Annotated in this window: 26 protein-coding genes; 16 read left to right on the forward strand and 10 right to left on the reverse strand. The window is 64.5% G+C overall.

Features of this window, described 5'->3' with window-relative positions:
* Nucleotides 1-16: 16 nt before the first annotated feature.
* Complete coding sequence (locus tag XH90_RS33165) at nucleotides 17-925, forward strand: helix-turn-helix transcriptional regulator (RefSeq protein ID WP_194478420.1); 909 nt, start codon at nucleotides 17-19, stop codon at nucleotides 923-925.
* Nucleotides 926-927: 2 nt separating this feature from the next.
* Complete coding sequence (locus XH90_RS33170; RefSeq protein WP_194478421.1) at nucleotides 928-1,323, forward strand: group II truncated hemoglobin; 396 nt, start codon at nucleotides 928-930, stop codon at nucleotides 1,321-1,323.
* A 38-nt stretch (nucleotides 1,324-1,361) separates the two neighbouring features.
* Here XH90_RS33170 and XH90_RS33175 read toward each other — a convergent pair whose 3' ends face one another.
* Entirely contained in the window at nucleotides 1,362-1,694 is a 333-nt protein-coding gene (locus XH90_RS33175) for a PRC-barrel domain-containing protein (RefSeq protein ID WP_194478422.1), read from the reverse strand.
* A gap of 114 nt (nucleotides 1,695-1,808) precedes the next feature.
* The gene (locus tag XH90_RS33180; RefSeq protein ID WP_194478423.1) at nucleotides 1,809-2,594 is read right to left on the reverse strand and encodes an IclR family transcriptional regulator C-terminal domain-containing protein; all 786 of its coding nucleotides are present in this window, start codon (nucleotides 2,592-2,594) and stop codon (nucleotides 1,809-1,811) included.
* Between the two features lie 111 nt (nucleotides 2,595-2,705).
* On the opposite strand from XH90_RS33180, the gene XH90_RS33185 reads away from it, so the two are divergent.
* The 3 genes from XH90_RS33185 (at nucleotide 2,706) to XH90_RS33195 (ending at nucleotide 6,338) form a co-directional block, all read left to right on the forward strand.
* Nucleotides 2,706-4,064, forward strand: coding sequence for an aromatic ring-hydroxylating dioxygenase subunit alpha (locus XH90_RS33185; RefSeq protein WP_194478424.1), 1,359 nt, complete (start codon nucleotides 2,706-2,708; stop codon nucleotides 4,062-4,064).
* Between the two features lie 190 nt (nucleotides 4,065-4,254).
* Nucleotides 4,255-5,691 carry a glutamine synthetase family protein gene (locus tag XH90_RS33190; protein WP_194478425.1) on the forward strand — a complete coding sequence of 479 codons (1,437 nt, stop codon included), beginning with the start codon at nucleotides 4,255-4,257 and terminating at the stop codon, nucleotides 5,689-5,691.
* Between the two features lie 293 nt (nucleotides 5,692-5,984).
* Nucleotides 5,985-6,338 (forward strand): hypothetical protein, encoded by a 354-nt coding sequence (locus XH90_RS33195; protein ID WP_194482892.1) that lies wholly within the window; start codon nucleotides 5,985-5,987, stop codon nucleotides 6,336-6,338.
* Nucleotides 6,339-6,383: 45 nt separating this feature from the next.
* Here XH90_RS33195 and XH90_RS33200 read toward each other — a convergent pair whose 3' ends face one another.
* The 7 genes from XH90_RS33200 to XH90_RS33230 all read right to left on the reverse strand — a co-directional run bounded on the left by XH90_RS33200 (nucleotide 6,384) and on the right by XH90_RS33230 (nucleotide 11,724).
* On the reverse strand, nucleotides 6,384-7,112 hold the full coding sequence (locus XH90_RS33200) for an ABC transporter ATP-binding protein (protein ID WP_246755655.1): 729 nt from the start codon (nucleotides 7,110-7,112) through the stop codon (nucleotides 6,384-6,386).
* Nucleotides 7,105-7,872 (reverse strand): ABC transporter ATP-binding protein, encoded by a 768-nt coding sequence (locus XH90_RS33205; RefSeq protein WP_194478426.1) that lies wholly within the window; start codon nucleotides 7,870-7,872, stop codon nucleotides 7,105-7,107. Before XH90_RS33205 ends, XH90_RS33200 begins: the two co-directional genes overlap by 8 nt.
* Entirely contained in the window at nucleotides 7,865-8,809 is a 945-nt protein-coding gene (locus XH90_RS33210; RefSeq protein WP_194478427.1) for a branched-chain amino acid ABC transporter permease, read from the reverse strand. The genes XH90_RS33205 and XH90_RS33210 overlap by 8 nt, the downstream gene beginning before the upstream one ends.
* Complete coding sequence (locus XH90_RS33215) at nucleotides 8,806-9,723, reverse strand: branched-chain amino acid ABC transporter permease (protein WP_194478428.1); 918 nt, start codon at nucleotides 9,721-9,723, stop codon at nucleotides 8,806-8,808. The genes XH90_RS33210 and XH90_RS33215 overlap by 4 nt, the downstream gene beginning before the upstream one ends.
* A 307-nt stretch (nucleotides 9,724-10,030) precedes the next feature.
* Nucleotides 10,031-10,249 carry a hypothetical protein gene (locus XH90_RS33220; RefSeq protein ID WP_194478429.1) on the reverse strand — a complete coding sequence of 73 codons (219 nt, stop codon included), beginning with the start codon at nucleotides 10,247-10,249 and terminating at the stop codon, nucleotides 10,031-10,033.
* Nucleotide 10,250: 1 nt separating this feature from the next.
* Entirely contained in the window at nucleotides 10,251-10,910 is a 660-nt protein-coding gene (locus tag XH90_RS33225) for an acyl-homoserine-lactone synthase (RefSeq protein WP_194478430.1), read from the reverse strand.
* Between the two features lie 85 nt (nucleotides 10,911-10,995).
* Nucleotides 10,996-11,724, reverse strand: coding sequence for a LuxR family transcriptional regulator (locus XH90_RS33230; RefSeq protein WP_194478431.1), 729 nt, complete (start codon nucleotides 11,722-11,724; stop codon nucleotides 10,996-10,998).
* 167 nt (nucleotides 11,725-11,891) lie between these two features.
* Between XH90_RS33230 and XH90_RS33235 the strand changes: the two genes are divergently transcribed.
* The 10 genes from XH90_RS33235 to XH90_RS33280 all read left to right on the forward strand — a co-directional run bounded on the left by XH90_RS33235 (nucleotide 11,892) and on the right by XH90_RS33280 (nucleotide 21,841).
* Nucleotides 11,892-12,068, forward strand: coding sequence for a hypothetical protein (locus XH90_RS33235; RefSeq protein WP_128954487.1), 177 nt, complete (start codon nucleotides 11,892-11,894; stop codon nucleotides 12,066-12,068).
* Between the two features lie 191 nt (nucleotides 12,069-12,259).
* A complete protein-coding gene (locus tag XH90_RS33240) occupies nucleotides 12,260-13,198 on the forward strand; it encodes a LysR family transcriptional regulator (protein ID WP_194478432.1) in 939 nt (312 codons plus the stop codon).
* A 132-nt stretch (nucleotides 13,199-13,330) separates the two neighbouring features.
* Nucleotides 13,331-14,209, forward strand: coding sequence for a shikimate dehydrogenase (locus XH90_RS33245; RefSeq protein ID WP_194478433.1), 879 nt, complete (start codon nucleotides 13,331-13,333; stop codon nucleotides 14,207-14,209).
* 54 nt (nucleotides 14,210-14,263) lie between these two features.
* Nucleotides 14,264-15,394 carry an ABC transporter substrate-binding protein gene (locus tag XH90_RS33250; RefSeq protein WP_194478434.1) on the forward strand — a complete coding sequence of 377 codons (1,131 nt, stop codon included), beginning with the start codon at nucleotides 14,264-14,266 and terminating at the stop codon, nucleotides 15,392-15,394.
* 164 nt (nucleotides 15,395-15,558) lie between these two features.
* Nucleotides 15,559-16,434: a branched-chain amino acid ABC transporter permease gene (locus XH90_RS33255; protein WP_194478435.1), complete on the forward strand. Its 876-nt coding sequence runs from the start codon at nucleotides 15,559-15,561 to the stop codon at nucleotides 16,432-16,434.
* Nucleotides 16,431-17,429, forward strand: a complete 999-nt coding sequence (locus tag XH90_RS33260) for a branched-chain amino acid ABC transporter permease (RefSeq protein ID WP_194478436.1) — start codon at nucleotides 16,431-16,433, stop codon at nucleotides 17,427-17,429. The genes XH90_RS33255 and XH90_RS33260 overlap by 4 nt, the downstream gene beginning before the upstream one ends.
* Nucleotides 17,426-18,169 carry an ABC transporter ATP-binding protein gene (locus tag XH90_RS33265; RefSeq protein ID WP_194478437.1) on the forward strand — a complete coding sequence of 248 codons (744 nt, stop codon included), beginning with the start codon at nucleotides 17,426-17,428 and terminating at the stop codon, nucleotides 18,167-18,169. The genes XH90_RS33260 and XH90_RS33265 overlap by 4 nt, the downstream gene beginning before the upstream one ends.
* Before the next feature lie 11 nt (nucleotides 18,170-18,180).
* Complete coding sequence (locus XH90_RS33270; RefSeq protein WP_194478438.1) at nucleotides 18,181-18,918, forward strand: ABC transporter ATP-binding protein; 738 nt, start codon at nucleotides 18,181-18,183, stop codon at nucleotides 18,916-18,918.
* The gene (locus tag XH90_RS33275) at nucleotides 18,915-19,973 is read left to right on the forward strand and encodes a Gfo/Idh/MocA family protein (RefSeq protein WP_194478439.1); all 1,059 of its coding nucleotides are present in this window, start codon (nucleotides 18,915-18,917) and stop codon (nucleotides 19,971-19,973) included. Before XH90_RS33270 ends, XH90_RS33275 begins: the two co-directional genes overlap by 4 nt.
* The gene (locus tag XH90_RS33280) at nucleotides 19,970-21,841 is read left to right on the forward strand and encodes a bifunctional sugar phosphate isomerase/epimerase/4-hydroxyphenylpyruvate dioxygenase family protein (RefSeq protein ID WP_194478440.1); all 1,872 of its coding nucleotides are present in this window, start codon (nucleotides 19,970-19,972) and stop codon (nucleotides 21,839-21,841) included. The genes XH90_RS33275 and XH90_RS33280 overlap by 4 nt, the downstream gene beginning before the upstream one ends.
* 115 nt (nucleotides 21,842-21,956) lie before the next feature.
* On the opposite strand, the gene XH90_RS33285 is transcribed toward XH90_RS33280, so the two are convergent.
* The gene (locus XH90_RS33285; RefSeq protein WP_194478441.1) at nucleotides 21,957-23,129 is read right to left on the reverse strand and encodes an ABC transporter substrate-binding protein; all 1,173 of its coding nucleotides are present in this window, start codon (nucleotides 23,127-23,129) and stop codon (nucleotides 21,957-21,959) included.
* A 322-nt stretch (nucleotides 23,130-23,451) separates the two neighbouring features.
* Here XH90_RS33285 and XH90_RS33290 point away from each other — a divergent pair, with 322 nt between their 5' ends.
* On the forward strand, nucleotides 23,452-24,714 hold the full coding sequence (locus XH90_RS33290) for an NAD(P)/FAD-dependent oxidoreductase (protein WP_194478442.1): 1,263 nt from the start codon (nucleotides 23,452-23,454) through the stop codon (nucleotides 24,712-24,714).
* Nucleotides 24,715-24,769: the final 55 nt, after the last annotated feature.

Raw genomic sequence — 24,769 nt, forward strand, 5'->3', positions numbered from 1 at the left:
CCTGTAAAGAAGGCTCATGACCGACAGTCCCGACGCCGAATCCCGTTTTCTCGAACAGCTCGGCCAGCGCGTGCGCACCATGCGCGCGCTGCGCGGCATGTCGCGAAAAGTGCTCGCCAAGGTATCAGGAATTTCGGAGCGCTACATCGCGCAGCTCGAGAGCGGCAAGGGCAATGTCTCCATCGTGCTGCTGCGCCGCGTCTCCGACGCGATGGGCGCGCATCTGGAAGATCTGCTCCCCTCGGCCGATCCGACGCCGGACTGGCAGATGTTTCGCGATCTCCTGCGCAAAGCAACGCCAGCGCAAATCGCGCAAGCCAAGGATCTGCTCGCCGGCGGCAGCGCGACGGCACCACGACGCGCGCCGTTCTGCGGCATCGCGCTGATTGGCCTCCGCGGCGCCGGCAAGTCCACGCTCGGCAGGATGCTCGCGAAGAAGATCGGCTGGAGCTTTGTCGAACTCAACAAGGAGGTCGAGCAGCAGAACGGCCTCTCGGTCGCCGAGATCATCGCGCTCTACGGCCAGGAAGGCTTTCGCCGCATGGAGCAGGCCGCGCTGCAACAGCTGCTCGCGCGCAACGAGCTGATGGTGCTGGCAACGGGCGGCGGCATCGTCTCCGAGCCGCTGACATTCGACCAGATCCTGACCTCGTTCTACACGATCTGGCTGAAGGCCGAGCCCGAGGAGCACATGGCCCGCGTCCGCCGCCAGGGCGATCTGCGTCCGATGGCGGACGATCGCTCCGCCATGGCAGAGCTGCGCAACATCCTGCTCAGCCGCGAACCGCTCTATGCGCGCGCGACGGCGGTGGTGGACACGGCGGGCTTGTCGGTCGATGCGGCGGCGGCCCGGCTGATCGATGCGGTGCGGCCGGTGCTGCAGAACGAGGCGCGAAGCTTTGGGCTGCGGAGTGTTGCGCTGTAACGATGACCTCCACCGACGCCACCACCTCAATGTTCGAGCGGATCGGCGGCAGCGCCACGATCGACGCCCTGGTCGACAGCTTCTACGACCGAATGGACACGCTGCCGGAAGCGAAAGTGATCCGCGCGATGCATGCGGGCGATCTCGGGCTGATCCGGGACGTGCTGAAGCGCTATCTGACGGAATGGACCGGCGGTCCAAAGCTCTATACGCCCGAGAAGGGCCATCCGCGGCTGCGGCAGCGCCACATCGCCTTCACCATCGGTGACGCCGAGCGCGACGCGTGGCTGCTGTGCATGCGCGGCGCGATGGAGGAGACCGTCACCGACGCCGCTGCGCGGCGAGACCTCGACAAGGCAATATCCGGCCTCGCCGACTGGATGCGCAACCGGACGTAACGCTGCTTGCCGGGGCGTAGTGAGTACTTCCGACGCAGCTAGATCGACCAGTAATTCGGATGCTGGTAGGGCCGCGAGCGGTCGCCCCAATCGAACTCCTCGCCGTCGAACTCGCATGGGCCGCTGCTCAATTGCTCCGGCGTCAGTTCGACTTGGAACGCCTGACGGCCCGAATCATATTTCAGCGCGCTCCACTGCACCGGATAATGGTGGTGGGTACCGAGCAGTCCGCCGGTCTTGATGACGGCGTAGGCGACCGTTCCGCTCACCTTGTCGAGCATCAACCGCTCGATCGTGCCGAGCTTCGTGCCGTCACGGCCGTAGACGGCGACGTGCTGCACGCGGTCACTGGGAACCATGGTGTGTTGCATGGCGTGCTCCCTGGCGTTGTGTCGGGCGCAGTATAGTCCGGCAGCCCGGATCAGCGAAGCGACATCCGTGATCCTTCGCACGAGTCGTCCCGGGCCTCGCTACGCTCGCCAGAGCTACAAGAGCTGCGATCGCACCGACTCCGCCCCCTCGCGCAGCAGGGGCAGGAAACGGCCGATCAGTTCCTGCGCCGGCACGCGGTCGATATGGGCGCCCATGTTGATGGCGGCGACGATCACATTGTCGTAGCGACGTACGGGCACCGAGATAGAGCGGAAATGCGGCTCGGCCTCGCGGTCGACCAACGAATAGCCGTGCGCGCGGTCAGCGGCGATGGTCGTGAGGAGCGCCTTGGGGTCGGTCACCGTCTGGGGCGTCAGCGCTTCGCGCTTCATCGCCTTGAGGCGTACCGCCAGATCAGCGTCGCCGAGCTGGCCGAGCATCGCGCGGCCGACCGAGGTGCAGAACGCGGGCAGCCGATAGCCGATCTCCAACCCGCCGGAGAACATTCGTGCCGGGCCGCTGCGGGCGATGAACACGACATCGTCGCCGTCGAGCACTGCGAGCGAGGAGATTTCGTTCGCCGCGGTCGCGATGCGATCGAGTACCGGTTGCAACACCGTGACGAGTTGGTTGGAGCGGAGGTAGGACGCCGCCAGCGTCAGCACGTGCGGCGTCAGCGAGAACAGCTTTCCGTCGCCGCTGACGAAGCCGCCGCGCTGAAGCGTGAACAGCATGCGCCGCGCCGTTGCGCGCGGCAGGCCGGCAGCCCGGGCGAGATCGCTGAGCGTCATCGGGCCTGCATTGGTGCCGAAGCATTGCAGGAGGCGCAGCCCGCGATCGAGGCTTTCGACGAAATCCGTCGCCCGCTCGTCAGTTTCGCTTCGCTTCAACTTGGGCATGGCTCGGGAATGTCCTGCAAAATAGTGCTTGCTGCCGATCCAAGGCATGTCATAATTCGCCCATTCGTTCAATAGGCGAACAAACGCTCTTCAGAAAAGGACGCGACCGCCATGATGAGCCAGGAACAGAACGACCTGATCACCCGCACCGGGCCGAAAGACCCGTGCGGCAAGCTGATGCGGAGCTACTGGCAGCCGGCGGCGCTGGTCGATGAACTGGAGGGCGAGCGGCCGATCCGTCCTGTGCGTCTGCTCGGTCAAAACCTGGTGCTGTTTCGTGACGAGACCGGTCGCTACGGCCTGATCGATCGCCACTGTGCCCATCGCGGCGCCGACCTCGCCTTCGGACGGCTCGAGCATGGCGGGCTGCGCTGCGCTTTCCATGGCTGGCTGTTCGACGCGTCGGGCCAGTGCATCGAGACGCCGGCCGAGCCGAAGGACTCAAAGCTTTGCCAGAACATCCGCCAGCGCTCCTATCCCGTGGTGGAGAAGAGCGGCATCCTCTGGGCCTATCTGGGCGAAGGTGAGCCGCCGGCCTTCCCGGAGATCGATTGCTTCGTTGCACCCGGCACGCACACCTTTGCGTTCAAGGGGCACATGGCCTGCAACTGGCTGCAGGCGCTCGAGGTCGGCATCGATCCCGCGCACGCCTCCTATCTGCACCGCTTCTTCGAGGATGAGGACACGTCCACGGCCTACGGCAAGCAGTTCCGCGGCGCTTCGGCCGGCAGCGATCTGCCGATGACGAAGATCCTGCGCGAATACGATCGCCCGATCATCAACGTCGAGCACACCGAATACGGGCTGCGGCTGATCGCGCTGCGCGAAATCGACGGGGAACGGACGCATGTGCGCGTCACCAACCAGCTGTTCCCGCACGGCTTCGTCATTCCCATGAGCACGGAGATGACGATCACGCAGTGGCACGTGCCTGTTGATGACGAGAACTGCTACTGGTACGCGATCTTCACCAGCTATTCGAACCCGGTCGACAAGAAGAAGATGCGCGACCAGCGGCTCGAGCTCTACGAGCTGCCGGACTACGTCTCGCGCAAGAACCGCAGCAACGATTACGGCTTCGATCCACACGAGCAGCAGACCGCCACCTATACCGGCATGGGCAACGACATCAACGTCCACGACCAGTGGGCGGTGGAATCGATGGGTGCTATCCAGGACCGCACCAAGGAGCATCTCGGTTCGAGCGACAAGGCGATCGTGCAATATCGTCGCCTGCTGCGGCAGGAGATCGAGAAGGTCGGCGGCGGCGAGAAGCCGATGCTGTTCCTGGACGAAGCCAATGCGCGCAGCATCCAGGGACCGGCGACGATGGACGGCATCGGGCCGACCCGCGGCTGGGAGACCTACTGGATGGAAGTCGACGTCAAGCGCCGCCGCGGCGCGCCGTGGACGGCACCGGTGCCGAAGGACATCGAAGGCAAGGTGCATCGGCTGACGGCAGCTGAGTGAGGATGACTTCCGCCGACGGCGAGTCGCAACGTCGGCTCCACATTCTCCGCTGTCATGCCACGCGAAAGCGGGGCATCCAGTACGCCGCGGCCCCTCGTGGTTGCGTTTCCGTCTCTGGAATACTGGATCGTCCGCCTTCGCGGACGATGACAGCGTGGGCTATGCTCGCGAACATCAAGGAGAGATTGCAGTGACTTTCGTCGCACGCCATGCGCTGTGGTCGGATGAGCAGAAGGACGCCGCAGCGCGGATGCGCCGTCTCGTCGAGGACAGGAACCTCGAGGTCATCCGCCTCGCCTTCCCCGACCAGCACGGAATCTTGCGCGGCAAGACCATCATCGCCGCCGAGGCGATCGCCTCGCTGGAAGGCGGCTGCTCCATCACCACCACCATGCTCGCCAAGGACACCTCGCACCGCACGGTGTTTCCGGTGTTCACCGCGGGCGGCGGCTTCGGCATGAAGGAGATGGAGGGCGCGGCCGACGTGCTGATGGTTGCCGATCCCACCACGTTTCGCGTGCTGCCATGGGCGCCGGCCACCGGCTGGGTGCTGTGCGACCTGTATTTCCAGGACGGCCGCCCGGTGCCGTTCGCAACGCGCGGGCTCTATCGCAAGGCGCTCGACGAGCTGGGTCGCCGCGGCCATGATTTCGTCGCAGGCCTCGAGGTCGAATTCCACATCTTCAAGCTCGACGATCAGCACATGCGCCCTGAGGACGCGGGCCAGCCCGGCACGCCGCCCTCGGTGAGCCTGCTCTCTCACGGCTATCAGTACCTCACCGAGCAGCGCTTCGACCAGATGGAGCCGGTGCTGGAGATCTTGCGGCGCGACATCGTCGCGCTCGGCCTGCCCTTGCGCTCCGTCGAGGTCGAGTTCGGCCCGAGCCAGTGCGAATTCACCTTCGCGCCGAGGAAGGGCCTGGAGCCAGCCGACAACATGGTGCTGTTTCGCAGCGCCGTGAAGCAGATCGCGCGCCGGCACGGCTATCACGCCACCTTCATGTGCCGGCCGAAACTGCCGAATTTGTTCGCGAGCGGCTGGCACCTGCATCAGTCGGTCGTCTCGCGCGCGAGCGGCGACAATCTGTTCATGGCCAGGGAGACCGGACAGCCGCTGAGCGAGTCCGGGCGCGCCTGGCTCGCCGGCCTGCTCGATCACGCCCGTGCGGCCACGGTGTTCACGACGCCGACCATCAACGGCTACAAGCGCTACCGGTCCTATTCGCTGGCGCCTGACCGCGCGATCTGGGGTCGTGACAATCGCGGCGTGATGATCCGCGTGCTCGGCGGGGCGAACGATGCCGCCACGCGGCTGGAGAACCGCGTCGGCGAGCCCGCCGCCAATCCCTACCTCTATATGGCCGCGCAAGTTCTCTCGGGCCTCGACGGCGTCGACCGCATGCGCGATCCCGGCCCTTCCGCCGACACGCCCTACGAGACCGAGGCGCCCCTGTTGCCGAAGAGCCTGCGCGATGCGGTCTCCGCGCTGAAGGACGATCCGTTCTTCCGTGAAAAATTCGGGGCGGAGTTCGTCGACTACTACACCCACATCAAGAACGCCGAGATCGACCGCTTCCTGGCGGAGGTGACCGACTGGGAGCACCGCGAATATTTCGAGATGTTTTGACCGAGCTCCGCCTCACGCCCCTGTGAGACGACTTCATCGCATTTGTTCCGACGACATCACTCCGCGCCCCGACGAAGCCGTTTTCCCGGCGCCGCGAAGATCGCCTGAAAAGCGCGAGGGCTACGCTTGCTTCCCATGATCAACAATGGAGTTCGATCATGTTGGGTCAATTGCTGAGCCTGATCTATCGCCTGTCCTGCCGGACCACCCTGGTTGAGATCGGCGTGCACCACCTCGCCCGCTGACAGCACGCAAATCAGGTCAGACGGGTTGACCAAATGAAGGGGGTTTCCGTGCGCAAGCTGATCCTCATCGCGACGATGTCCTTGCTGGCCAGCCAGGCCTATGCCGGCGGCTCGCGAAGCCTCAGCCTCGCAGCGACCAATGCGAGCCAGACGACCGAGCAGCCGGCCGGAGCCGCCGCGCCGCAGGCAGCACAGGCTCCGACGGCAACACCGCCGGCAAATCTCCAAACAGCGACCACCACGCCCGCTTCAACTCCGCCGGCCGCACCCGTGCAGACGGCGACAGCGCCGGCCGCAACGCCCGTTCAACCGGTTGCGCGGACGGCCAAGCCAAAGCATCGCGAGCCGTCCACCGAGGCGCGCGTGATTCGCGAATTGCATCGGCACGGGATTTACTGGTGAGGGGTTAGAAAGTCTGGATTGCAGTGACGGAAAGAGAGCGCGGGCTCAAATCCCCAGATACCTGTGCTGCAGATCCGGCTCGGCCATCAGCTCATCCGACGTGCCACTCCATACCGTCTTGCCGCGCTCGATGATGAAGTGGCGGTCGCAGATGCGGGCGAGATGGTCGACGTTCTTGTCGACGACGAGGATCGACTGTCCTCGGCTCTTCAGCAGCGACAGGCAGTGCCAGATCTCCTCACGGATCAGCGGCGCGAGGCCCTCGGTCGCCTCATCCAGGATCAGGAGCTTCGGGTTGGTCATCAGCGCGCGGCCAATGGCGAGCATCTGCTGCTCGCCGCCCGAGAGCTGGTTACCCATGTTGGTTGCACGCTCGGCAAGGCGCGGGAACAGCACGTAGATCGCGGCAAGCGTCCAGGGATTGGCGCTATCAAAACGATCGGCCGCAGCCGCGACGAGATTTTCGCGTACGGTGAGGTTCGGAAAAATCTGGCGCCCCTCGGGCACCAGCCCGACGCCGAGCTTGGCGATCCGGTACGACGGAAGCTGCCTGACCTCCGTACCCTCGAAACGGATCGCGCCCGATCGTGCCGGCGTCAGGCCCATGATCGAGCGGATCGTGGTGGTCTTGCCCATGCCGTTGCGGCCCATCAGCGAGACCATCTCGCCCGGCTTGATCGACAAGGACAGGCCGAACAGGACCTGCGAAAGGCCGTAACAGGTCTCGATGCCGTCGACCTCGAGCAGGGTGTCAGCCATCGTTTCTTCAGCCATGGTGCGCCACCACATGCTGGTCGCCGAGATAAGCGCGCTTGACGTCCTCGTTGGCGCGGATCGCAGAGGGATCGCCGGAGGCGATGACGCGGCCGTAGACCAGCACCGAGATGCGGTCGGCGAGCGCGAACACCGCGGGCATGTCGTGCTCCACCAGCACGATCGAAACCTCTTTGCGCAGCTCCTGGAGCAGCTTCACCATGCCCTGGGATTCGGTGACGCCGAGACCAGCCATGGGCTCGTCGAGCAGCAACAATTTCGGCTTGCTGGCGAGTGCGACAGCAAGCTCGATCTGGCGTCGCTCGCCATGGCTAAGCTTCGACACCAGGACATCGGCGCGATGAGCCAACCCGACGCGGTCGAGCGCGGCACTCGCGGCATCGCGCAGGCCCTTTTCCTTGCGCGCGTCGGCGAAGAAGCGGAACGAGGTGCCGGCATGCGCCTGCGCTGCGAGGGCGACATTGTCGGCGGCGGTGAAGTCGAGCAGCAGCGAGGTGATCTGGAACGAGCGCGCGAGCCCCAGCGCGCAGCGGCGATAGGCCGGTAGATAGGTGATGTCGCGACCATCGAGCGAGACGCTGCCGGAATGCGGTTCGAGATGGCCGGTGAGCTGGCTGATCAGCGTGGTCTTGCCGGCGCCGTTCGGGCCGATGATGGCGTGCAGCTCGCCGCTCGCGACGTCGAGCGAGACATTGTCCGTCGCGGTGATGCCGCCGAAGCGACGCACCAGCTTTTCGACGCGGAGCAGCGGTTCAGCCACGGCCAACCCTCCCCAGCAGGCCCATGATGCCGCCACGGCCGAACAGCACGATCAGCAGCAGCAGCGGGCCCATGATCAGCGCCCAATATTCGGTGATCTGCGACAGGAACTCTTCCAGCAGGAGATACACCACCGCACCCATGACCGGGCCGAACAGCGTGCCCATGCCGCCCAGGATCACCATCACCATGAGATCGCCGGAGCGGGTCCAGTACATCACGGCCGGGCTGACGAAATCCGTGTTGTTGGCGAGCAGCGCGCCGGCGAGGCCGCACATCATGCCCGAGATGACGAAGCAGACCAGCTTGTAGCGTTTTGCCGGGAAGCCGATCGCCTGCATGCGCTGCTCGTTGGAGCGCAGGCCCTGCACGACGAGGCCGAAGCGCGAATTGACGATGCGCCAGATCAGGAAGATCACGCCGAACAGGCAGGCCAGGCAAAGATAATAAAACTGCGTGCGATCCGACAGGTTGATCAGGCCGTGGAAATCGCTGCGCTTGTAGACGGTGAGGCCGTCGTCGCCGCCGTAACGTGCAAGGCCCGAGGCGACGTAATAGGCCATCTGCGCGAAAGCGAGCGTGATCATGATGAAATAGACGCCGCGGGTGCGAAGCGACAGCGCACCGATCACCAGCGCGTAGACCGCCGACGCCGCGAGCGCGACTGGAAACTGGATGAAGCCGCTTCCGATACCTTCCTGCGCGAGCATGCCGACGGCATAGCCGCCGATGCCGAGATAGGCGGCGTGCCCGAAGCTCATCATGCCGCCAAAGCCCATGATGAGGTTGAGGCTGGCGGCGGCCATCGCAAGGATGACGATGCGGGTGAACAGCGTCAGGATGAAGATGTTGCCGGACAGGTACGAATAGAGCGGCAACAGCACGAGGCCTGCCAGCATCAGGGCCGTGACGGCCTTGCTCACGCTCAAACCCTTCATCGACGATTGGCCGGAAACAGCCCCTCCGGCCGCACCACCAGCACGATCGCCATCAAGAGGTAGATCAGCATGGAGGACAGCGCGGGCGCGGCGGTGGAGGCCGCAGCTCCGCTCAGCACCTGCCGCAGCAGATTGGGCAGGAAGGCGCGGCCGAGCGTGTCGATCATGCCGACGAAGATCGCGGCGAGGAACGCGCCGCGGATCGAGCCGATGCCGCCAATCACGATGATGACGAAGGCGAGAATCAGGATGTTCTCACCCATGCCGATCTGCACGGTGAGGATCGGCGCCTGCATCAAGCCGGCGAGGCCGGCGAGCGCAGCGCCGAGGCCGAACACCAGCGTGTAGAGCAGCTTGATGTTGATGCCGAGCGCGCCGATCATCTCGCGGTTGGAGGCGCCGGCGCGGATCAGCATGCCGATGCGGGTGCGCATCACGCCGAGATAGAGCAGCAGCGCCACCAGCAGCGCCACGATGATGATGGCGAGGCGGTACGCCGGATATTGAATTCCGGGCAGGATCGGCACCGGCACCGTGAGCCAGGGCGGCAGCGGCAGCGCAAGGCCCGCCGGTCCCCAGATCAGGCGCACGGCCTCGTTGAAGAACAGGATCAGGCCGAAGGTCGCGAGCACGTGGTCGAGATGGTCGCGTCCATAGAGATGCCGTAGCGCCGACATCTCCAGCACGATGCCGAGGATCAGCGTCGCACCGAGCGCCATCAGCGCACCGAGCAGGAAGCTGCCGGTCCACGCCGCGAAGGTCGCGGCGAAATAGGCGCCTATCATGTAGAGCGAACCATGCGCAAGGTTGACGAGATCCATGATCCCGAACACCAGGGTCAGGCCGGCGGCGAGCAGGAACAGCAGCAGGCCGAACTGCAATCCGTTCAAGAACTGTTCGACGACGAGCAGCATCAAGACTCTTTCAGGCGCATGCAGACGCGCGCCGATGTTCGAACACAGTCGCCATCAGTGAAAGAGCTCCCCCTGTGCCTCTACAAGGCGGAAAAATGGGTAATGGCAGTATCGTTCCGAGGCAAGGGCGATTCGACACCAAACATGCACTTTGTTGCATGCCGCTGCATGTGGTCAAAATCGGCCTTTCAAAACCGGCCGTGCAAGAAGGCTGCCGCGCAGGGGTGGGTCAGCCTGCCGCACCCAAAAGATCACCCTCCCCCAATGCTGGGAAGAGGGTGCGACAGGTGTCGGAGTGAAGGTACGTCTAATGCGACGTGACCCGACGGGGGAGATCGTCTTGCTCGTTGAGCTCGCTGTTGGCGGTCGAGGCCTCCAGCGCGGCCATCCGGAATATGTAGGCCAGCGTCGCCAGCCCGGTGTCTTCCGCCATCTGCGCCAGCTCGAGCGCCATGTCGGACATGTAGCCGAGATTCTCGTCCTTGGTTTGCGCCATGATTAGGCTGTCCCGCATCAGGTTCGACATCTCAAGCGCTCTTTCGTTGCGCGGCGGTGCGGCCGCAAAGGTTGGCACGGGCGATACAATCGAGACGCGGTCCGTCCTGATGGACGAGATTCTTCATCCCGATCCGGTCGCGCACGACGTTGAGCGATTCCTGGCGGATCTCGATCGTCGCGGCCATGGTCCAGGAATCCTCGACCAGCGCCGGCAATCCCAATGGCGTGACGACGAAGCCGATATCGTGGAAGCGCGGCAGCCACCATGTCTCCATAACGAGGCAGAGCCGGTCGATGCCCTGATCGAGGCAGAACTCCTGCGCCGCCGCCATCAATTGCAGATTGAACGCGCCGTCGCGCCGCTCGCGCGTCACGAAGAAGCGCGACCACTCCCATACCTGCGGATCGGCCGGACAACCGCGCACCGCCGCAAGGTGGGGGAACACCTCGCTCATCATCGTCGGCCTCGTGGTCGGATACAGCCGCGAGCCACCGAGCACGCGACGGTTCTCGAGGGCCAGCAGGTAGATCGCGTCCTCGTTGTCGTACGCATCGATCTCGCGGCTATCGGGCTTGCGCAGCGCCTCCCATTTGCGCTCTTCGACGAAGATCTCGTGACGAACCCGGAAATGCTGGTCGAGGACGTCTTCGTAGAGGTGCCGGTTGACGGCAGAAATCACATGAATCATGAACTCCCCCATAGTTTGAAATGGGGGAAGACTCAGCGAAATCAGCCCAACCGACTATTGGGAAATTTCCCAGTAGGCGGCGATTTCAGGGATTGATGATTCTCTGGCGGATCGCGATCGCGACCGCATGCGTCCGGTTGACGGCGCCGAGCTTGCGCGCAGCGGTAGCAAGATGCTCTTCCGCCGTGCGCTGGGTGATGTTCAGGATCTCGCCGATCTCCCAGGCCGACTTGCCCTGCGACGCCCAGGTGATCACCTCGCGCTCGCGCGGAGTGAGGCGCGCCGACGGATGCTGCGACGGCGCAAGCAGACGCCTGATGTGGTCGAAGCCGTACATCGCGATCAAGTGCAAGGCGGGCTTGCTGCGGGCATTGAGATCAAGATGAACGCCGCCGAGGGAGACGCCGGCTTCATAGCCGGTCAAACCGTGGATCGGAACGACGAAACCGCGCGACATGCGGAAATCGGCGGCACGCCGCATCACTTCCACTGCGCCCGGCTCCAGCTCTGCGTCGTAGGGCGCTTCCGACCATTCGAACGGATTGACCGTCTGACGGCACTTTCGGATCACGGGATCGACGCGGTCGTAGCTCTTCTCGGTGTAGAGGCTGAACCACTCTGCCGGCCATTTCTTGGCCAGCACCATCTGGGAAAAGCGCTGATCGGGATTCGGCAATCCGGTGACGATGATGTGCTCGAAGCCGTAGCGGCCGAAGGTGATGGCGAGCGCGTCCATGGCGTCAGGAACATTGCCATAGGCTCCCAGCCCTTCAATGAAGTCCAGCGCTTCGCGGCCATAATCCACGGCGGGCATCGGTGCGTTTCCTGACCCTCGAGGTTTCGTATAGCACGCCTTTGGCGGCTGCCTCAATTCACCGCGCCCGTAATTTCCCGGTGTGGCGCTGGGATCGAAGATTTAATCTACTTGTGGAGGAAGTAACGTCCAGTTACACCTAAGACGTCTGGAGCGGGAAAACCACGATGGAAGACGAGAACATCGCCCTCAACAGCGTGCTCGGCCTGGAATTGAACCGCGTGTTTTTCGCCGTCCGTGATACGGCAAACAAGCAGAAGATCATCGAGTTCGCGCGTGACGTACTGCAAAGCGAACGCGCGGAGCGCCCCGGCAGCGTGTCGCCGGAGGGACCGGCAAGCTAGAACGCAGTTGCAGCAAACGACGCCGACGCAACGCATCGCGCGACGACGTCCTTCAATTCGAGCGCGCCGATTTCAAGATGCCCGGATGGAGCGCAGCTCCCCCATCCACACCGTCGAGCACTTGCCGCTAGCTGACATCACGGCTCTCGTGAGATGATCGCCGCCACGATCGTCTTTCGGATGCCAAGACCATGATGACGCTGCGCCAGGTTGAAGTGATCCGTGCCGTGATGGTGACAGGCACCATTGGCGGCGCGGCGAAGTTGCTCAACGTCTCGGCGCCGGGGATCAGCCGCCTGGTCAAATACACCGAGCGCTCGCTCGGCATCCGCTTCTTCCAGCGCCAGAACGGCCGCTACTTTCCGACGCCGGAAGCCCAGAACATCTTCGAACAGATCAACGGCGTCTACAAGAAGGTCGACGACCTCTCCGAGATCATCTCCAAGATCGGCCGCGGAGGACTGTCCGAGCTGCGCATCGGTTCGGTCCCGAGCATCTCGCAGGTGATGGTGCCACGCGCGATCGAGCGCGTCCGCCGCCGCTATCCCGACCTCGGCATCGACATCAACATCCTCAAGCTGGAGGAAGCCATCGACTATCTCATGCTCGGCCGGGGCGAGTGCGTAGCGATGAGCTACCGCCTGGAGCATTCCGGGCTCGACTTCATGCCGCTCGCCTCGGGCGAGCTCTATTGCATCGTGCCGCCGGGCCACGAGCTGGCCGGCCGCAAGCAGGTCTCGGCCGCCGAGATCACCCGCTACCCGCTGATCGGCATCGACCCCAACGACCCCTACGGCCGGATCATGGCCGAGATCTTTGCGCGCAACCGGCTGGCGTACAACATCACCATCCGTGCACGGTTCGGCACCACGGTCTGCGCACTGGTGAAGGCGGGGCTTGGCATCGCCATCATCGACCAGTTCACGGTGGCCCATGGCGGCTATCCCGGGATCGAGCTGATCAAGATTACCGAGCCGACCCGGTTCGACACCTATATCGCGGTCAAGCGCGGCGCGCCGCTGTCGCTGCATGTCGAGCATTTCATCGAGTCCCTGCGCGCCGAGATGCGCGCGGTCGAGCCCTCCCGCGGCAATGGCAAGGTCGCGCCGGCGCGCGGGCGAAAGAAATAACATAATGTTAGGTTTGTCGGATAAATGGGTAATTGTGTTAGGCTCGGGAATGACTATCGTCCCTCTTGGAATTGCGCGGATTTCCCCGCTAATGGCCTGATATCAACGCGCCCCGAAAGACGATAGTGGATCATGTCTAGCCGCGGACCTGCTGCCTCCAAAAAGCTCCTGACCGGCCTGATCGGCGCGCCGATCGCCCATTCCGCTTCGCCCGCCATGCATGAACGCGCCGCCGAGGCGCTCGGCCTGCGCGGCCATTACCAGCTGATCGAGGTCGCCGGCGCTGACGCGACCGCGCTCAGCATGATGCTCGAGGGCGTGCGGCGGCTCGGCTTTGCCGGCGTCAACGTGACCTTTCCCTACAAGGAAGCCGTGGTGCCGCTGCTCGACGAGCTCGCCACGACCGCAGCCACCATGGCCGCGGTCAACACCGTTGTCGTCAAGAACGGCCGGCTGATCGGCCATAATACCGACACCACCGGCTTTGCGCGCGCCGTCAAGCCGCTGCTGGGGCCCTCCGCAAATGCTGTGGCCGTCATCGGCACCGGCGGCGTCGGCAAAGCGATCGCCTTTGCGCTGGCGAGCCTGAAGGTGGCCGACCTTCGCATCTTCGACAGCGAGCCGGCCCGGGCCGAGAAGCTCGCCTCGCTGCTGGCCACGCATGGCGGCGCACGGGTGGCCCGAAGCGTCGAGGACGCGCTCGACGGCGCGACCGGCCTCGTCAACGGCACGCCGGTGGGCATGCTGCCGAACCGGGACACGCCGGTGCCGCCGGCGCTGCTGCGCACGGACCTGTGGGTAGCCGACGCCGTCTATTCGCCGCTGATCACGCCGCTGCTTGCCGCAGCGAAAGAGAAGGGTGCACGGATCATGACCGGGCGCGAGCTCGCGATCTACCAGGCCGCCGACGCCTTCGAACTGTTCACCGGCCTTGCCCCTTCGACCGAAGTCATGGGAGAGGCTTTCGACGCCGTGATGGCCGCGCGCAGCGCCGCCTATCAGGCAGCTTGAGGCGAAGCGGCCGGACACAAGGCCGCTTGCAAAATTGAAAGGGAGGAGAGGACGATGAAATCAACGCTACTGGTGGGCGCGCTGCTCACCGCGATCACGACGACGGGCGCCTTCGCGCAGGCGATCAAGCTCGCCGACGTCGCCGAGCTTTCGGGTGGCGGCGCCACCGTCGGCACCAACTGGAAGAACGGCATCGATCTCGCGATCGAGGAGATCAACGCCAAGGGCGGCGTGCTCGGCCGCAAGCTCGAGGTCACCCACGCCGACTCGCAGTCCAACCCCGGCGTTGCCCGCGCACAGGTGCAGAAGGCACTCGATGCCGAGCCCTATGTGCTGCTCGGCCCCGGCTATTCCGGCTCGGTGAAGGTCACCGCCCCGCTCGCCGCCGAAGCCGGCATCACGCAGATCATGGGCGGCGAAGCCGCCGAGCTGACGCAGGCCGGCAACAAGTTCCTGTTCCGGACCTCGTTCGGCCAGCAGTCCTCGATGCCGAAGGTCGCAAAATACATTCACGACGACATGAAGGCGAAGTCGGTCGCGGTGGTCTGGGTCAACAACGACTTTGGCCGCGGTGGCCGCGACGTCGTCATCAAGGAGCTCGAGCGTCTTGGTTCGAAGGTGGTGGCAGATCTCTCGACAGAAGCCGGCCAGGCCGACTTCGCCGCCGACGTCGGCAAGATCAAGGCCGCCAATCCCGACGCCGTGTTCATCTACCTCAACGAGGAAGAGAGCGCACGCATCCTGAAAGAGCTGAAGCGCCAGGGCGTCACCGCGCCGCTGATGGGCGAGACCACGCTGATCGGCCAGAAGGTGATCGAACTCGCCGGCGATGCCGCCAACGGCGCGCGCGGCCATGTCGGCCTCACCACCGACGCCCCGGTCGACCTGATCAAGGGTTTCCGCGACCGCTTCTCCAAGAAGTACAACTACGTTCCTGATCACAACGGCCTGAAGGGCTATCTCGCCGTCTACATGGTGAAGGCCACCACCGAGAAGATGGGCAAGGTCGACTCCAAGGCTTTCGCCGACACGCTGCACGGATTGACCATCAAGGCCGCCGACGAGCCGGGCATCCTGATGGACGTCACCTTCGACCAGAATGGCGACATCGATCGCCAGAGCTTCCTGGTCGAAGTGGTCGACGGCAAACAGGTGGTGAAGCAGGTGCTGCCGAAGATGAAGTGATTTTCGCCTCCCTTCTCCCTCGCCCCGCTCTTGGCGGGGAGAGGGTCGGGGTGAGGAGTGCTTCTGCAAAGCCGGTGAGAGATGGGCTCGCGGACAGAGCCCCTCACCCGCCCTCTCCCGTAAGACTGGGAGAGGGAGACGAAAGAGCGACGCGAGAGGGGAAAATGTCCAATCTGTTCGATCTTCTGGTCGCTGGACTGGCCACCGGCGCGATCTACGCGCTGGTCGCGGTCGGCTTCACGCTGCTGTGGCAGACCTCGCAGACCATCAATTTCGCGCAAGGCGAGTTTGTGATGCTTCCGGCGTTCCTGATGCTGGCGGCAATGCATGTCGGCGCGCCGTTCTGGCTCGCGATCATCCTCGGTACCCTCTTGTCGATGATCCTGCTGGGCCTCGCCTTCAAGATGCTTCTGGTCGACCCGATGATGCGCCACGGCGTGCTGCCGCTGGCAATCGCGACCATGGCGCTCGCGATCGGGATCAAGGAAGCCGTAAAGCAATTCTTCAGCGCAGAGGCTTCGCCCTTCCCGTCGATCGTACCGACCAGCGACATCTCCGTGCTCGGCCACGCAGTCTCGCTGCAAAGCATCGGCGTGCTCGTCGTCGCGATCGTTGCCGTTTTCGGCCTGACCACGCTGCTGAACCGCACTTCGCTCGGCCACCAGATGCAGGCAGCGGCGCAGAACCCGACGGTCGCGCGCATCATCGGTGTGCCGGTCGAGCGTATGATCCTGTTGACCTTCCTGATCAACGCCTTCCTGGTCGCGCTGGCTTCGCTGCTGATCACGCCGATCTATCTGGCGAAATTCTCCTCCGGCGAAGTGCTCGGCCAGGCCGCCTTCATCGCGGCGATCGTCGGCGGCTTCAACCAGGTGCGCGGCGCGATCGCCGGCGGCCTGTTGATCGGCGTGCTCGACAACCTCGCGGCCGCCTACGTCTCGACGCAATACCGCGCCGCCGTGCCGATGATCTTCCTGATCGCCGTGATCCTGTTCCGGCCGCAAGGACTGCTCGGCCGCGCCGAGGAGCGCACGGTATGAGCGGCTTTGCCAAACCCCTGAAGATCGCGCTCGGCCTCATCGTCGTTGCCGGCCTGATCGTCATTCCCATCAACTTCAACCGCTACGGCCTGTTCATCCTCAGCCAGTGGGCGGTGATGACCATCGCGGCGATGGGCCTCAATCTCACGCTCGGCTATGCCGGCCAGGTCTCGCTGGCGCAGGGCGCCTTCGTCGGTATCGGCGCCTATGCTTCAGCGATCATGACCACTCACGGCTGGCCGCTGCCGGCCGCCATCGTGGCGGCGATCGTGCTCGCCTTCGCGGTCGGCTGGATCCTCGGCTATCCCGCGCTGCGCGTGCAGCACCACTACCTCGCCTTCGTCACCCTTGCCTTTTCCACGCTCGCCTTCCTCGTGTTCCGCAACGAGAGCTGGCTCACCGGTGGCATCTACGGCATCTCCAACATTCCGCGGCCGCATATTTTCGGCGTCGCGACCAACAAGCCCCTGCCGTTCTATTATGTCTGCCTCGGCTCACTCGCGATCGTCTCGGTTGCCGTGTGGTGGCTGATCCGTTCGCCCTGGGGCCGCGCCTTCATGGCGCTGCGCGAAAATCCGCTGCGCGCGCAATCGCTCGGCATCGACACCCGCCGCTATACGCTGATGGCGTTTGCAATCGGCTCGGCGCTCGGCGGCGTCGCGGGCGCACTCTATGCACCGCTGACGCAGTATATCGATCCCGTTCCCTTCAACCTGTCGCTCTCGCTCGATCTCCTGATGATGGTGATCGTCGGCGGCGCCGGCTTCTATTTCGGTCCCTTCCTGGGCGCGATGATTGCAGTGCTGCTGCCGGAATGGCTGCGCTTCACCGAAGGCTATTATCTGATGCTCTACGCCATCGCGGTCATGGGACTTCTGATCTGGTCGCCGACGGGCATCCTGGGCATCCTCGACCGCTATATGGCCGCGCGACGCACCAAGGCAGCCTCCGCGCTGCGTGCCGTCGCCAAGTCCCGCCTGGAGACGGCGCAATGAGTGCGGTGCTCGAAGTCACCAATATCAAGAAGAGCTTTGGCGGCATCACCGCGGTCGACGGCGTCTCCTTCGACGTGCGCGAGGGCGAGATCCTCGGCCTGATCGGCCCGAACGGCTGCGGCAAATCGACCCTGTTCAACTGCATCCTCGGCCAGCTCACGCCATCGGGCGGGGAGGTCAAGCTCGACGGCAAGCTCGTCACAGGCCTCCGCCCCTCCGAGCTCAACAAGCTCGGCGTCAGCCGCACCTTCCAGCTCTTGCAAGTGTTCCCAAAACTCTCGGTACGGGAGAACCTGATCCTCGCGGGCCAGGAGCATCAGGGCAACATGGCCTCGCGCCTGGTCGGCCGCTCCGATGCCGGACTGACCGAGGCCGCCAATCAGATGATCGGCTTCTTCAAGCTCGACCATCTCGCGGCCGAACCTGCCGGCGGCCTCTCCTACGGCCAGCAGAAGCTGCTCGACGCCGCCATGGCGTTCATGGGCGGGCCGCGTCTCGTGCTGCTCGACGAGCCCGCCGGCGGGGTCAACCCGACGATGCTGGCGGACCTGAAGGAGCGGCTGGTCGCGATCAACCGCGAGAAGAACGCCACCTTCGTCGTGATCGAGCACAACATGGAGTTCGTGATGTCGCTGTGCTCGCGCGTGATGGTGATGGCGGAAGGCAAGGTTCTGGCCATGGGACGGCCGGACGAAGTGCGCAAGAACCCTGCCGTGATCGAAGCCTATCTCGGACATTAGGGAAAGCGACCATGAGCGACCCGATCCTCTCGGTTCACAATCTCGTCGGTGGCTACGGCAAGATGACGATCCTGAACGGCACTAATTTCTCGGTGCCGCCGGCGACCATCACCACGATCATCGGCCCCAACGGCGCCGGAAAATCCACCGTGTTCAAGGCGATCTTCGGCCTGCTCAAGCTGCGCGACGGCAAGATCAGTTTTGCCGGCCGCGACGTCACCGGTTTGAGCCAGCGCGCACTGCTCAATGCCGGCATCTGCTACGTGCCGCAGGGCCGCAACATCTTCCCCGAGCTTTCGGTTCGCAGCAATATCGAGCTCGGCGGTGTCGCCGCCGGCAAGGGTATCGACCTGCCGACACGGATCGAAGCAGCGCTCGACCTCTTCCCCGCACTGCGTCGCAAATCGACGCAGCAGGCCTCGACGCTCTCGGGCGGCGAGCAGAAACAGCTCGAGATCGCGCGATCGCTGCTGCTCGAGCCCAAGCTCGTTCTGATCGACGAGCCCTCGATCGGCCTTTCGCCATTGATGGTGCAGCAGACCTTCGACATCCTCAAGTCCCTGCGCGACCGCGGCGTCACCATCCTGATGATCGAGCAGAATGCGCGCTCGGCGCTGGAGATCTCCGACATCGGCATCGTGCTCGAGCTCGGCCAGACCCGCATGGTCGACAAGGCGGAGCGCATCCTCAACGACCCCAGGATCGGCCAGCTCTTCCTCGGCGGCGCCATGGAGGAGAGCGCGGCATGAGCGCGAAAATGCGCATCGCCGTTGCCGGCGCCGGCCTGATCGGCCGCCGCCATGTCGAACTGATCGACGCGTCGCCCGATTGCGTGCTCGCGGGCATCGCCGACCCCTCCCCCGCCGCGAGTGAATTTGCGCTGGCGCGCGGCACGCCCTGGCATGCGGACCACCGCGCGCTCCTGGCGGACGAGAAGCCCGATGGTCTGATCATCGCTTCACCGAACGCGCTGCATTTCGAGATGGCGCTCGACTGCGCACAAGCCGGCGTGCCCGCGCTGATCGAGAAACCGGTGACTGACACCGTCGCGACCGCGCAACGCCTGTGCACGGCGATCAAACGGACGGGCGTGCCGATGCTGGTCGGCCATCACCGCCGGCACAATCCCATCATCAAGGCCGCGCGCGAGGCGGTGGCGACCGGCAAGCTCGGCCAGCTCACCGCCGTGGTCGGATTGTGGCTGCTGAAAAAGCCCGACGATTATTTCGACGTGGCGTGGCGGCGCGAGCACGGCGGCGGCCCCCTCCTCATCAACCTCATCCACGACATCGACAATTTCCGCTTCGTCTGCGGCGAGATCACCGAGGTGCAGGCGCTGACCTCGAACAAGGTTCGCGGCTTCGCCGTCGAGGACACCGCCGCCTTGCTGCTGCGCTTCGCCAATGGCGCGCTGGGCACGGTGACAGTGTCGGACGCAACGCCCGCGCCGTGGAGCTGGGAGCTCGCCTCGGGCGAGAATGCTGCGTATCCCAAGCAGGATCAGCCCTGTTACATCTTCTCCGGCACCGCGGGCTCGCTGTCGGTTCCCAATATGGAGCTGTGGTCCTACAGGCAGCAGCCTGGCTGGTATGCGCCGCTGTCGCGCGAGACGATCGCGCCTGTGACATTCGATCCGCTGGCCGAGCAGCTCCGGCACTTCTGCGCCGTGATCGCGGGCCGGGAACAACCCCTGATCTCAGTGGAAGACGCCATGGGCACGCTCGCGGTCGTCGAAGCCGTCAGCGAGGCGGCGCGCACGGGCCAAAAAATATCGCCGGGCCACATCATGGAGCAGGCCGCATGAACAAGCGCTCGATCGCAACCGTTTCCCTCTCAGGCGCGCTGGACGAGAAGCTGCGCGCCATCGCGTCCGCCGGCTTCGAGGCGGTCGAGATTTTCGAGAACGACCTGTTGTCGTTCGGTTCAGGCCCGCGCGACATCGCCAAGCTCTGCAAGGACCTCAACCTCGAGATCTGTGCGTTCCAGCCGTTCCGCGATTTCGAGGGCATGCCGGAGCCGCAGCGCGCGCGCAATTTTGCCCGTGCCGAGCGCAAGTTCGACCTGATGCAGGAGCTCGGCACCGATCTGTTGCTGATCTGCTCCAACGTGTCGCCAGCTTCGCTCGGCGGCATCGACCGCGCCGCCGACGATTTTCGCGAGCTCGGCGACCGCGCCGCCAAGCGCGGCTTGCGCGTCGGCTACGAGGCGCTGGCCTGGGGACGCCACGTCAACGACTATCGCGACGCCTGGGAGATCGTGCGACGTGCCGATCATCCCGCAATCGGCGTCATCCTCGACTCTTTTCACGCGCTGGCGCCGGGCTTCCCGGTTCGCGCGATGGCCTCGATCCCCGGCGACAAGATCTTCCTGGTGCAGCTTGCCGACGCGCCGAAGCTCGAGCTCGACATCTTGTCGTGGAGTCGGCACTTCCGTTCGTTCCCCGGGCAGGGCGATCTGCCGGTCGGCGAGTTCATGCAGGCGATCGCGGCGACCGGCTATTCCGGGCCGTGGTCGCTGGAGATCTTCAACGATCAGTTCCGCGCGGGCTCCGCGGCGCAGACCGCGGTCGACGGCCTGCGCTCGCTGATCCTGTTGCAGGACCACCTTGCCCCGGACTGGCCAAAGCTCGTGGGCGAGCCCCTGGCACCGAAGCCCAGGAGCAGCGGCACCGGCTTCATCGAATTCGCCGTCAACGAGACCAAGGCCGGCGAGCTCGCTCAGCTGTTTTCGCAGCTCGGCTTCCGCAAGACCGGCAAGCACCGCAGCAAGGCGGTGGAACGCTGGTCGCAGGGCAAGGTCGAGCTCGTGATCAACTCCGAGACCGACGGCTTTGCGCATTCGCACTACGTGACGCACGGCCCCGGCGTCTGCGCCATCGCGCTCGATGTCGACAACGCCGGCCTTGCCATGCAGCGAGCGGAGACGCTGAAGGCGCGCACCTTCTATCAACCGGTCGGACCGGGCGAGCTGGAAATCCCCGCGATCCACGGCGTCGGCGGCAGCCTTCTGTATTTCCTCGACCAGGCCGGCAAGAACTGGGATACGGATTTCGCACCGGTTGCAAGCGACGCAGGCACGGATGCGCTGCTCGCCGTCGACCACATCGCGCAGTCCATGCCCTATGACGAGATGCTGTCCTGGCTGCTGTTCTACACCGGGATCCTCGACCTCAAGCGGCTGCCGCAGATGGAGATCGCCGATCCCAGGGGCCTCGTGCAGAGCCAGGCTCTCATCAACGGCGACCAGAGCCTGCGCTTCGTCGTCAACGGCTCCTCCGCCAACCGCACGCTGCCGGCGCGTTTCATCTCGGAGTTTTTCGGCTCAGGCGTGCAGCACGTCGCCTTCGCGTGCGAGGACATTTTCGCCACCGTCGCCGCGATGCGTGCGCGCGGAGCCGGCTTCCTCGACATTCCCGACAATTACTACGACGACATCGAAGCCAAATACGAGCTCGCGCCCGATGTCATGGCAAAGCTCCGCGCCAACCACATTCTCTACGACCGCGAGGGCGACGGCGAGTTCTTCCAGGTCTACACCCATATCTTCGATGAGCGCTTCTTCTTCGAGATCGTCGAGCGGAGGAGCTATCAGGGCTTTGGCGCGGCCAATGCCGGGATCAGGCTTGCCGCGCAAGCCCGCGAAGTGCGCCCTCCGAGCATGCCGCGGGTGTAAACTCTATGCACGCAGTCATTGCGAGGAGCAAAGCGACGAAGCAATCCAGGGCCGTCCCGCAGGGGGATTCTGGATTGCTTCGCTTCGCTCGCAATGACGAAGGAAAGAGCTCAGCTCACTTCATCGGGCACTTGTCGTGGAAACGATCCTGGTCGTTCTCCACGATGGTCGCAACCGTCTTCAGCGAAAGCTGGCCTTCGCCGTCCTTGACCACGTCCTGGAGATAGAAGTTCTGCACCGGGATGTGGTTGTTGCCGTATTTGAAGGGACCGCGCAGCGACTTGAAGTTGGCCTTCTCCATCTCGGCCTTCATCGCGTCCTTCTTGCTGGTGTCGCCCTTCACCGCGACGACCGCGCTGTTGATGAGTTGGGCGGCGTCATAGGCTTGGGCGCCGTAGTAGGTCGGGCGCAGGCCGGTGTACTTCTTGCGGTAATCGGCGACGAAGCGCTTGTTCTGCTCGTTAGGCAGGTCGTTGACCCATTCCTGCGCGCCGGGAACGCCAAGCGCGTTCTCCTTCTGCAGCGGCAGCGACAACTCGTCGACGGTGAACGCCGTGTAGAGCGGCATCGTGCTCTTCAGGCCGGCTTGCGCGTATTGATTGAGGAACTGCACGCCGGCCGCACCGGGATAGAACACGAAGATCGACTCCGCGCCCGAGGCGCGCGCCTTCGAGAGTTCTGCGGAGAAATCGAGCTGGCTCGGCCAGACCGTATATTCCTCGCCCTTGACCTCACCCTTGAACGTACTCTTCACGCCCGCAAGCATGTCCTTGCCGGCCGCGTAGTTCGGTCCGATCAGGAACACGCTCTTGACGCCCTTCTGGTTCATGTAGAGGCCCATGGCGGCGGGCGTCTGGTCGTTCTGCCAGGAAGTCGAGAACACGTAAGGCGAGCATAGCTCACCGGCGAGCTGCGACGGACCTGCATTCGCCGAGACCAGAATGGTCTGCGAGTCCACCGCGGTCTTGAGCGAGGCCAGCAGGACGTTCGACCAGATGTAGCCGACAAGAAAATCGACCTTGTCGGACTGCACCAGCTTCTCGGTCTTCTGCTTGCCGACGTCGGGCTTCTGGCCGTCATCCTCGTAAATCACCTCGACCGGCTTGCCGCCCATCTTGCGACCCATGTGATCAAGCGCGAGCTCGAACGAGTTGCGCATGTCGTTGCCGATCACGGCGGTCGGGCCGCTGAAAGTCGAGACGAAACCGATCTTGATGGTGTCGCCGGCGAAAGCCGGGCTTGCCAGCACCAGCGCTGCTGCGCCCGCCAGCCAGAATGCCGTCCTCATAACCACTCCCCTCCTTATTATTGATCCCGGAAACGGGGTGATCGCCGCCCCGGGTCTGTCTCTATTGAACGCAAAATCTATCACGCCGCCAATGGCTCAGCGCCCGCTCCTGCACCATATTTCGCCTCAAATGAGGATGGCAAGAAATATAATTCTACTCACTTCGACCAAGGCCGGTCCAGGGCCGGTCCGGGGGCTGCGGCGCTTTTGCGCGCCTGATCGATGCTTCAGGCCTATGCCGCGATTGATGACGGCTATTGGACCGCGGCGCCCGATCCGCTCTTAAATAGAGAAAGACGCAGCGAGATTCGAAGGGTGCATCATGGCCGCAACTCCCCATCGCGTTGTCATCGTCGGAGCCGGCTTCGGCGGGCTGGAGACGACCTACCGCCTCGCGGGCGCGGCGGTCGAGATCACGCTGATCGACCGCCGCAACCACCATCTGTTTCAGCCGCTGCTCTACCAGGTCGCGACCGCCTCGCTATCGACCAGCGAGATCGCCTGGCCGGTGCGCCATCTCATGCGCGACCGGCGCGAGGTGACGACGCTGTTCGCGACGGTCAGCGGCGTCGACGCCGCGCGCCGATGCGTGCTGATCGACGACGGCAGCGAGGTGCCCTACGACACGCTGGTGCTCGCGACCGGCGCGCGTCACGCCTATTTCGGCCATGACGAATGGGAGGCGTGGGCGCCGGGGCTGAAGACGCTGGAAGACGCGACCACGCTGCGCCGCCACATCCTGGTGGCGTTCGAGCGCGCCGAGCGCGAGACCGATCCGGCCAAGCGCGCCGCGCGGCTGACTTTTGTCATCGTCGGCGCCGGCCCGACCGGGGTCGAACTCGCCGGCACCATCGCCGAGATGGCGCATCACACCTTGCCCGGCGATTTCCGCAACATCGATACGACCAAGGCGCGCGTCGTGTTGATCGAGGCTGGTCCACGCGTGCTTGGAGGCTTTCCCGACGACCTCTCGGCCTACGCGCAAGCCTCGCTGGAAAAGATTGGCGTGGAAGTCGTGCTCGGACAAGCCGTCACCGAGATCAACCGTGATGGCGTGGTGTTCGGCGGTCAGCTCTTGAATGCCAAGACCCGGATCTGGGCCGCCGGCGTGCGCGCCTCGCCAGCGGCGGAATGGCTGGGCGCACCGGCCGACCGTGCCGGACGCGTGCAGGTCGAGGACGACCTTACCATTCCCGGCCATCCCGAAATCTTCGCGATCGGCGACACCATCAACATCAACGCCTGGGACGGCAAGCCGGTGCCCGGCATCGCGCCGGCGGCGAAGCAGCAGGGCAAGCATGTCGCCGACACGATCAAGGCGCGGCTGCGCGGCGAGAGCAAGGGCGCATTCCGCTACAAGCACGCCGGCAGCCTTGCCCAGATCGGCAAGCGGCTCGCGGTCATCGATTTCGGCAAGGTCAAACTGCGCGGCACCATCGCGTGGTGGATCTGGGGCATCGCCCACATCTACTTCCTGATCGGCCTCCGCCACCGCCTCAGCGTCGCCTTGAGCTGGCTATGGATCTACGCCCGCGACCAGCGCGCGGCGCGGCTGATCACGCAGGGAAGCAGCAAGGTGGTATAGTTTGCTTCCGTCCCCCTCGTGGGAGAAGGTGCAGCGGGCGCCCTTCGCCGCCAGT

Source organism: Bradyrhizobium sp. CCBAU 53338 (assembly GCF_015291665.1).
Taxonomy (GTDB): domain Bacteria; phylum Pseudomonadota; class Alphaproteobacteria; order Rhizobiales; family Xanthobacteraceae; genus Bradyrhizobium.

What these genes read in the sequence shown, in the direction of transcription:
- XH90_RS33235 (WP_128954487.1), top strand. Translation starts at nt 11,892, where the DNA reads ATGGAAGACGAGAACATCGCCCTCAACAGCGTGCTCGGCCTGGAATTG.
- XH90_RS33275 (WP_194478439.1), top strand. Translation starts at nt 18,915, where the DNA reads ATGAGCGCGAAAATGCGCATCGCCGTTGCCGGCGCCGGCCTGATCGGC.
- XH90_RS33240 (WP_194478432.1), top strand. Translation starts at nt 12,260, where the DNA reads ATGATGACGCTGCGCCAGGTTGAAGTGATCCGTGCCGTGATGGTGACA.
- XH90_RS33260 (WP_194478436.1), top strand. Translation starts at nt 16,431, where the DNA reads ATGAGCGGCTTTGCCAAACCCCTGAAGATCGCGCTCGGCCTCATCGTC.
- XH90_RS33245 (WP_194478433.1), top strand. Translation starts at nt 13,331, where the DNA reads ATGTCTAGCCGCGGACCTGCTGCCTCCAAAAAGCTCCTGACCGGCCTG.
- XH90_RS33175 (WP_194478422.1), bottom strand. Translation starts at nt 1,694, where the DNA reads ATGCAACACACCATGGTTCCCAGTGACCGCGTGCAGCACGTCGCCGTC.
- XH90_RS33200 (WP_246755655.1), bottom strand. Translation starts at nt 7,112, where the DNA reads ATGGCTGAAGAAACGATGGCTGACACCCTGCTCGAGGTCGACGGCATC.
- XH90_RS33165 (WP_194478420.1), top strand. Translation starts at nt 17, where the DNA reads ATGACCGACAGTCCCGACGCCGAATCCCGTTTTCTCGAACAGCTCGGC.
- XH90_RS33290 (WP_194478442.1), top strand. Translation starts at nt 23,452, where the DNA reads ATGGCCGCAACTCCCCATCGCGTTGTCATCGTCGGAGCCGGCTTCGGC.
- XH90_RS33265 (WP_194478437.1), top strand. Translation starts at nt 17,426, where the DNA reads ATGAGTGCGGTGCTCGAAGTCACCAATATCAAGAAGAGCTTTGGCGGC.
- XH90_RS33185 (WP_194478424.1), top strand. Translation starts at nt 2,706, where the DNA reads ATGATGAGCCAGGAACAGAACGACCTGATCACCCGCACCGGGCCGAAA.
- XH90_RS33255 (WP_194478435.1), top strand. Translation starts at nt 15,559, where the DNA reads ATGTCCAATCTGTTCGATCTTCTGGTCGCTGGACTGGCCACCGGCGCG.
- XH90_RS33225 (WP_194478430.1), bottom strand. Translation starts at nt 10,910, where the DNA reads ATGATTCATGTGATTTCTGCCGTCAACCGGCACCTCTACGAAGACGTC.
- XH90_RS33210 (WP_194478427.1), bottom strand. Translation starts at nt 8,809, where the DNA reads ATGAAGGGTTTGAGCGTGAGCAAGGCCGTCACGGCCCTGATGCTGGCA.
- XH90_RS33270 (WP_194478438.1), top strand. Translation starts at nt 18,181, where the DNA reads ATGAGCGACCCGATCCTCTCGGTTCACAATCTCGTCGGTGGCTACGGC.
- XH90_RS33285 (WP_194478441.1), bottom strand. Translation starts at nt 23,129, where the DNA reads ATGAGGACGGCATTCTGGCTGGCGGGCGCAGCAGCGCTGGTGCTGGCA.
- XH90_RS33220 (WP_194478429.1), bottom strand. Translation starts at nt 10,249, where the DNA reads ATGTCGAACCTGATGCGGGACAGCCTAATCATGGCGCAAACCAAGGAC.
- XH90_RS33230 (WP_194478431.1), bottom strand. Translation starts at nt 11,724, where the DNA reads ATGCCCGCCGTGGATTATGGCCGCGAAGCGCTGGACTTCATTGAAGGG.
- XH90_RS33170 (WP_194478421.1), top strand. Translation starts at nt 928, where the DNA reads ATGACCTCCACCGACGCCACCACCTCAATGTTCGAGCGGATCGGCGGC.
- XH90_RS33180 (WP_194478423.1), bottom strand. Translation starts at nt 2,594, where the DNA reads ATGCCCAAGTTGAAGCGAAGCGAAACTGACGAGCGGGCGACGGATTTC.
- XH90_RS33250 (WP_194478434.1), top strand. Translation starts at nt 14,264, where the DNA reads ATGAAATCAACGCTACTGGTGGGCGCGCTGCTCACCGCGATCACGACG.
- XH90_RS33280 (WP_194478440.1), top strand. Translation starts at nt 19,970, where the DNA reads ATGAACAAGCGCTCGATCGCAACCGTTTCCCTCTCAGGCGCGCTGGAC.
- XH90_RS33215 (WP_194478428.1), bottom strand. Translation starts at nt 9,723, where the DNA reads ATGCTGCTCGTCGTCGAACAGTTCTTGAACGGATTGCAGTTCGGCCTG.